Genomic DNA, 2,855 nt, shown 5'->3' on the forward strand with positions numbered 1-2,855 from the left:
TATTGGTTATTAACTCAATCAGCGATATAAATCATACCCTTTGGTCAGTTATATAACCTTAGAAAAATGATCTTTTTGCTTACTGGCTAGATATCTGTCAAATACCATGGCTACATTACGGGCAAGCAAACGGCCTTTGGGTAAAATTCGGATACCAGCTGCATCCATATCTATCAGTCGGTCTTGTTGCATCTCGCCAAGCTGCTGAATCTCTTCAATAAAGTAAGGGATAGCATCAATGCCGTATTTCTGATTTAAGTCCTTAAAGTCAATATAATCATGGCACAGTAGATTTGAAATCACATAGCCACGTAGACGATCTTGAATGTTAGTTTTAATATGTCTGATAGCGGGTAATTTACCAGCATCGATCATTGTTTCATAGTCTTTGAGGTCAGTATGGTTTTGTAAAATATGGGTAGAAGAATTGCCTCTATTGGCATATAACGTACTGTTGATTTGGCTTATTGCTGACACGCCAAAGCCCAACAAATCACAATCGCCCAAAATAGTATAGCCTTGGAAGTTACGGTGCAGATTACCTTCACGCTGTGCCACAGCCATACTGTCATCAGGTTTTGCAAAGTGATCTATACCAATGTACTGATAGCCCGCCTCATTTAATGCAGCAATGGTATTACTGAACATCTCTAGTTTTTCAGCTGGGGTCGGTAAATCTTCCTCTTTAATTTGACGCTGCGATTTAAAGCGCTCTGGTAAATGAGCATAATTAAATATGGATAATCTATCGGGCCCAATATCTATAATAGTTTCTACCGTTTTGGCAAAAGTTTGCGGCGTCTGGTGCGGTAAACCATAGATTAAGTCGATATTGGTTGAATGAAAACCAAGTCTATTGGTTTCGTCCATAACTTGACGAATAAGCGCTTCTGATTGTACTCGATTGACCGCCAATTGTACTTTATCATCAAGGTCTTGCACCCCAAAGCTGACTCGATTAAATCCTAAATTACGCAAAACAGTTAGGGTAGTATCTCTAATTTCTCTAGGATCAATTTCAATGGAAAAATCGCCCACCTCAGGATGCTCAGCTGTGGTTTTATCCAATGAAATAGGCGCAAATTCAAATTGGGTCTGCAAAAACTGCCAAAGTTCAGTCAGCTCTTCATCACTAAAAAAGGTGGGCGTGCCTCCGCCTAAATGAAGCTGCTTAACGTAAGGTTTGCCGCCTGAATCTGGACGTTCCAATAACGCACGCTTTTGTTTTACCTCGTTTTTTAAATATTGTAAATAGTCACCTGCATCACTATTTTTCTTAGTGATAATTTTATTACAGGCACAGTAGTAACAAAGATGGCGACAAAAAGGAATATGAAAATATAAGGATATTGGCGCGTTAGGATCACGACTCGTTAAGATATCAAGCTCGCTACCACTTTCAATAGGCTTAAATTCGAGAGCGGTGGGATAAGAGGTGTAGCGCGGCCCTGAACGATTGTACTTATGAATTAAATCTTCGTCATATTCTAATGGCGGCATATCAGAGGCAGCTGCATCAAACTGTCTTTTGGCGTAAGGATTGGCTGGACTGAAATCCGGACGCTGAGTAGATGGCGGTAAATTGGCTTGGTCTGTAAAAATGGCAGAATTAATCATAAGGTTGGCCTTATCGGATAGCCGATAAATGATAACGTGTATATAAAATATAGTTGTGATTTCATTATAACAAATTAACTCGAAACCACGGGCATTGCTATTCTTCCAAAGGATACTGCATTGCCTCAATATCTGTAGCTATAAGATGGCTGTAGTTATACGAAGGCTTAAGTCACAAGAGCAATAAAGACTATTTAGCCACAGCTGCTTTTATACCGCCCCACGTCACAAAAGCCACTCCAAGGGCAATAAGTAAACCCCCTAATAGCAAACCTTCTGGCGGCGACTCTCCTTGCACAAATATGGCGATTGGTACCGCAAACAAAGCAGCGGTCGAGCCTAGTAAGCTTAGCAATACTGGACCACCGGCCTTTTGTAAAATAAACAGAAGTTGAAATTGAGCAGCAAAAATAAGCGCTTGTACCCCAATGATAGCTATTGAAACTATGAAGGCTAAAGGGTCTTGACTCGGTATAGCCAGTGAAAAGCTAGGCAATAAACTTACCAAACCAAGCTGTATGGACGCCGCCACAAGCATACCAGGCGCTAAAGCACTTGGCGAAGCATTACTCGGCCAACGTAAGGTGCGATAAATATTGCCAATGGCTAGTAACACCGGACCACAAAGTGCCATTATAATCCAAAAAAGGCTAGCATCAGGTGCGGTTAACTTATTCCCCGCCAGAATCGCAGCACCCAATAAAGCTGAAACTACCCCCAACGCACGTAAAGAACTAAAGCGTTCTATTTTTAATAGCAGGGCGCCAAGATAAGTGAGCAAAGGCGGTAACGTGATCGTGAGTGCCACAAAACTAGCCCCTACATGAGGGATGGCGGAAAAAAATATCAGATTGGAGCCTGCGACACTGACCAAGGCCGCTATGAAATAATATTCACCGCTACTTTTGGTCATAGGAGGTGGTTGGCGACGAATTAAAGCCATTAGCAATAGCAATAAGGCAGCCCCAGTGATGGACCAAAACACAAAGGCTAGCGGAGTGAGCCCCACCGTACCGGCATACTTAGCCACGTTGGTAGACACACCCAATAGTGCCCCACCTACTATCAGACAAGTTAGAGCGACCCCTAGGTTTTTAGGCACTGACAATATCCTTTTATTAGCTTGGATGTTTAGCGGATTTAAAAATGAATTGCGTCATCACAACGATTTGAATTTTAACATTATCTTCTGCGTTACTTTGTAACCATGGCACCATGGCACCATGGCACCATGGCAC

The 2,855-nt window shown here is 42.1% G+C and carries 2 protein-coding genes; both read right to left on the bottom strand.

All coding sequences use genetic code 11. The features are described 5' to 3' along the window. Nucleotides 1–48: 48 nt before the first annotated feature. Nucleotides 49–1,617 carry an oxygen-independent coproporphyrinogen III oxidase gene (hemN, locus tag QZ265_RS06245; RefSeq protein ID WP_296404467.1) on the bottom strand — a complete coding sequence of 523 codons (1,569 nt, stop codon included), beginning with the start codon at nt 1,615–1,617 and terminating at the stop codon, nt 49–51. Nucleotides 1,618–1,807: 190 nt separating this feature from the next. Beyond that, nucleotides 1,808–2,719 carry a DMT family transporter gene (locus tag QZ265_RS06250; protein WP_296404469.1) on the bottom strand — a complete coding sequence of 304 codons (912 nt, stop codon included), beginning with the start codon at nt 2,717–2,719 and terminating at the stop codon, nt 1,808–1,810. Nucleotides 2,720–2,855 lie beyond the last annotated feature (136 nt).

Origin of the sequence: Psychrobacter sp. (assembly GCF_018260395.1) — a bacterium.
Taxonomy (GTDB): Bacteria; Pseudomonadota; Gammaproteobacteria; order Pseudomonadales; family Moraxellaceae; genus Psychrobacter.